Genomic DNA, 3,384 nt, shown 5'->3' with positions numbered 1-3,384 from the left:
ATCCGCGCCGAGGCCAGCGAGCGCCTGCGGCGCCAGCTGCGCGCTGTCCGGAATGAAATCACCCGCGTGAAAGCTCGCATAGACGAAGCCTTCATCGAAATAGAGCCCCACCGGCGCCTCGGCGATATATTCGCCAAACAGGGTCTCGACGATGAAGCTCGTCACGGCGCCATAGTCCCGCGCCGTACACGGATCACCGTCGGCGCTGGTCACGTTCTCGCCGGGGAAGGTCGCGCAGTTCGAACTGAACGTCTGGCTCAGCACCAGCGGGTTAGCCATTGCCGCGGCGGGGAATGCTGCTACCAGCTGGAACGTCCGGGCGTCCTCGCCCCGGCCGATCGTGATGTCCAGTTCCTCGAGCGTGCCGCGCCCTTCGAGATAGTCCGGATTGATGATCCGCCAGTCGCTGATCGCCACAGACAAGCCTTCCGGCCAGGGTCCGTAGAGTGTGTCTTCCAGCATCTGCATCGCCTCTGCCCGGCCTTCGGCGGTCATCAGCCGGTCGATATCCAGTACGGGCACCGGGTCCGGCTTGTTGGCCGTATCGAGGCTCGCATAATTGAGCCCCAGCATCGTGCAGCTCGACGTGACGAGGAGCGTAAGGCCCGCAAGAAGGGTCAGGCCAATCCATCGCAAAACCCGGATGATCATGAAGTCCGTCTCGCCCCGTCTGAACGCTGACACTGCTAGCCAATTGCGGGAACGCCGCCCAGCCGTCTCTCCGGCCACTTGCTTCCCGTTCCGGTCACGTTAGCGTGTTCGCATGAAGATTATCAGTGGACTTGTTGGCCTCCTCCTTGGCGCCGCGCTCGGGCTCGGCAGCGCCCTTGCGGCGGCCGGAATCATCGGCCCGGGCATGAAATTCGGGGGCGCGGTAGACGTCTCCGGCTGGGTCAGCGACTGGACTATCGGGTCCGAGGCGGCCAACCCCTGGACCCGGGCCCGCGTCGCCCGCCACGGCCTCCTGGCCCTGACGAAAGACGAAGCGGTCTATTTCACCCGCAATACCGATCAGGCGGGCGACCGGCTGATCGAAGACTGCACCTACCGGGTCTCCGGCGGCGAAATGCCCGCCCTCTGGTGGTCAGTCACGCTGTACGACGCGACGAGCTACCTGCCCGCCAACAAGGACCGCGCGCTCTCATTCGACCAGACCAAGGCTGGCCTCGGAGACGGCGGCGATTCCTGGTCGTTCATCGTCTCTGCCACCGGTCCGGAGACCGGCAGCTGGGTGTCGAGCCAGGAGGCCGGCAATTTCGACCTGACGCTGCGCCTTTACAAACCCACGCCCGAACTGATCGCTGACCCTGAAGGCGTCCTGGCTTCCCCGGCCATAGAAAAACTCGCGTGCGGAGGGCCCGCATGATGCGTCTCCCCGGCATCGGCCTTGCCACCTTCGTCCTCGGTTTCGCCACCGCGCATTTCTTCGTGCTGGACGCCCTGCCCGGTAACATTATGTCGAAAGCGCGCGAGCGCATGACCGCCAGCGGCATCGCCCCCCACGAATGGCGCATGAGCCCGCGCGTTACCCCAGAAACGCAAACAATCGTGCGCCCATCACCCGACCTCGCCTATGCGATCTGCGTGATCGACGTATCGGACGGCCCGGTCACGCTCAGCGTGCCGACCTGGCCGGAATACGGCTCGCTCTCTATCTTTGATGCGTCCACGGACAATGTTTATGCTGGGTCGCTCGACGCGCGCCTGCCGGATGCGCCGGGCGCGCGCACGGTCGTCGTGCAGATGGAGGGCCAGTATTCAGGACCCGCCAAAGGCGTGGACGTGGTGACTGTGAAAAATCCGGAAGCTCTCGCGCTTATCCGCCGCCTCGCACCCTCGCAAGGGCTCTACGATGCGGCGGCAGCACTGTTGCCGGTCAGCACCTGCGGCCCGGCATAGACCGCCCCCAACGGGCTCAAACAGGGCAACGCATCCTGACAAGCAAAGTCCAGGGATGGACCAAGCAGAGCCCTGGTGTTGCGTAGCCTATCCTTCGACTTCGACTGGGATGAGCGTGCGTTTTATTGCCGGTGTTGATGGCCCTTGCAGCCTACTCCGCCGGCACCTGATCTGGCTCGCGCTCTGCCTGCAGCTTTGCAGCCCTGTCCTCAACAAGCTTCACGATGAGCTCCACCATGTCGGCAGTCGAGACATTGTGATCGGCCCGTCCGTTGACGAACATCTTGCCGCTGTCCTTGCCGCCGCCGGTGAAGCCAAGATCGGTCATCGCCGCCTCGCCTGGCCCGTTTACGACGCAGCCGATGATCGACAGCGAGATTGGCTCGGAAATATGCGCGAGGCGCTTCTCCAGCGTCTCGACCGTCCGGATCACATCAAATCCCTGCCGCGCGCAGGACGGACACGCAATGATATTGACCCCCCGCGTGCGCAGGCCAAGCGACTTCAGCATCTCGAAGCCGACCTTCACCTCTTCCTCGGGCTCCGCCGACAGCGACACGCGGATGGTGTCGCCGATGCCGGCCCAGAGCAGGTTGCCCATACCGATGGAAGATTTCACGGTGCCGGTGCGCTGCCCGCCCGCTTCCGTGATACCGAGATGCAGCGGCGCGTCGGTGGCCTCCGCCAGCAGCTGGTAGGCCGCCACGGTCATGAACATGTCCGAGGCTTTCACGGAAATCTTGTACTCATGGAAGCCCAGATCATCGAGGATGCGCGCATGGTCGAGCGCGCTTTCCACCATCGCGTCCGGGCACGGCTCGCCATACTTTTCGAGAAGGTGGCGCTCGAGGCTTCCGCCGTTCACCCCGATCCGCATGGAACAGCCATTGGCGCGCGCTGCTGCGACGACTTCCTTCACCCGCGCCTGCGACCCGATATTGCCGGGATTGATCCGCAGACAGGCCGCGCCCGCATCGGCGGCTTCGATGCCGCGCTTGTAATGGAAATGGATGTCCGCCACGAGCGGCACGGGGCTGCCTTTGACGATCTCGCGCATCGCCTTCGTGGACTCTGCGGTCGGGCAGGAGACGCGCACGATATCGGCCCCGGCTTCGGCGCAGCGAATAATCTGATCGATCGTCGCTCCCACGTCCTCAGTCGGCGTGTTGGTCATCGACTGGACGGCAATCGGTGCGTCCCCGCCGATCAGCACATTGCCGACCCGGATCTGGCGGGACTTGCGCCTCTCGATATTGCGCCATGGGCGGATCGGATTGTGGCTCATGGGCTATTCAGCGCCTTCCCGGCTTCCTGTCAGCTCCACATGTGGCGCCGGGCGCCGCTTGCGTAAAGGGCTAGCGTGTCGCGTTGCCATTGGCGGCGGCCGGTGGGACCTCTGCCACGACCGGCGCCGAGATTTCGGCAGCCCGCACCAGTTGTTCGTCCACGCTGATCGAGAAGACCTGCGCACCTTCAGGGCCGAGC

At 64.4% G+C, this 3,384-nt stretch carries 4 protein-coding genes; 2 read left to right on the top strand and 2 right to left on the bottom strand.

Features of this window, described 5'->3' with window-relative positions; genetic code table 11:
* A partial coding sequence (locus WEA77_RS08665) for a hypothetical protein (RefSeq protein WP_368067472.1) occupies positions 1-651 on the bottom strand: 651 nt, incomplete at its 3' end.
* Positions 652-763: 112 nt separating this feature from the next.
* On the opposite strand from WEA77_RS08665, the gene WEA77_RS08660 reads away from it, so the two are divergent.
* Together WEA77_RS08660 and WEA77_RS08655 are read left to right on the top strand one after the other, a co-directional pair.
* Positions 764-1,366: a DUF1214 domain-containing protein gene (locus tag WEA77_RS08660; protein WP_368067471.1), complete on the top strand. Its 603-nt coding sequence runs from the start codon at positions 764-766 to the stop codon at positions 1,364-1,366.
* The gene (locus tag WEA77_RS08655) at positions 1,363-1,899 is read left to right on the top strand and encodes a DUF1254 domain-containing protein (protein WP_368067470.1); all 537 of its coding nucleotides are present in this window, start codon (positions 1,363-1,365) and stop codon (positions 1,897-1,899) included. Before WEA77_RS08660 ends, WEA77_RS08655 begins: the two co-directional genes overlap by 4 nt.
* A 151-nt stretch (positions 1,900-2,050) precedes the next feature.
* Here WEA77_RS08655 and ispG read toward each other — a convergent pair whose 3' ends face one another.
* Positions 2,051-3,184 (bottom strand): flavodoxin-dependent (E)-4-hydroxy-3-methylbut-2-enyl-diphosphate synthase, encoded by a 1,134-nt coding sequence (gene ispG / locus WEA77_RS08650; RefSeq protein ID WP_368067469.1) that lies wholly within the window; start codon positions 3,182-3,184, stop codon positions 2,051-2,053.
* Between the last annotated feature and the right edge of the window lie 200 nt (positions 3,185-3,384).

It is taken from the genome of Hyphomonas sp. (genome assembly GCF_040882205.1).
Lineage (GTDB): Bacteria > Pseudomonadota > Alphaproteobacteria > Caulobacterales > Hyphomonadaceae > Hyphomonas.
Note: the sequence above shows the minus strand (reverse complement) of the source record. Positions and strands in the feature narration are given on the sequence as shown.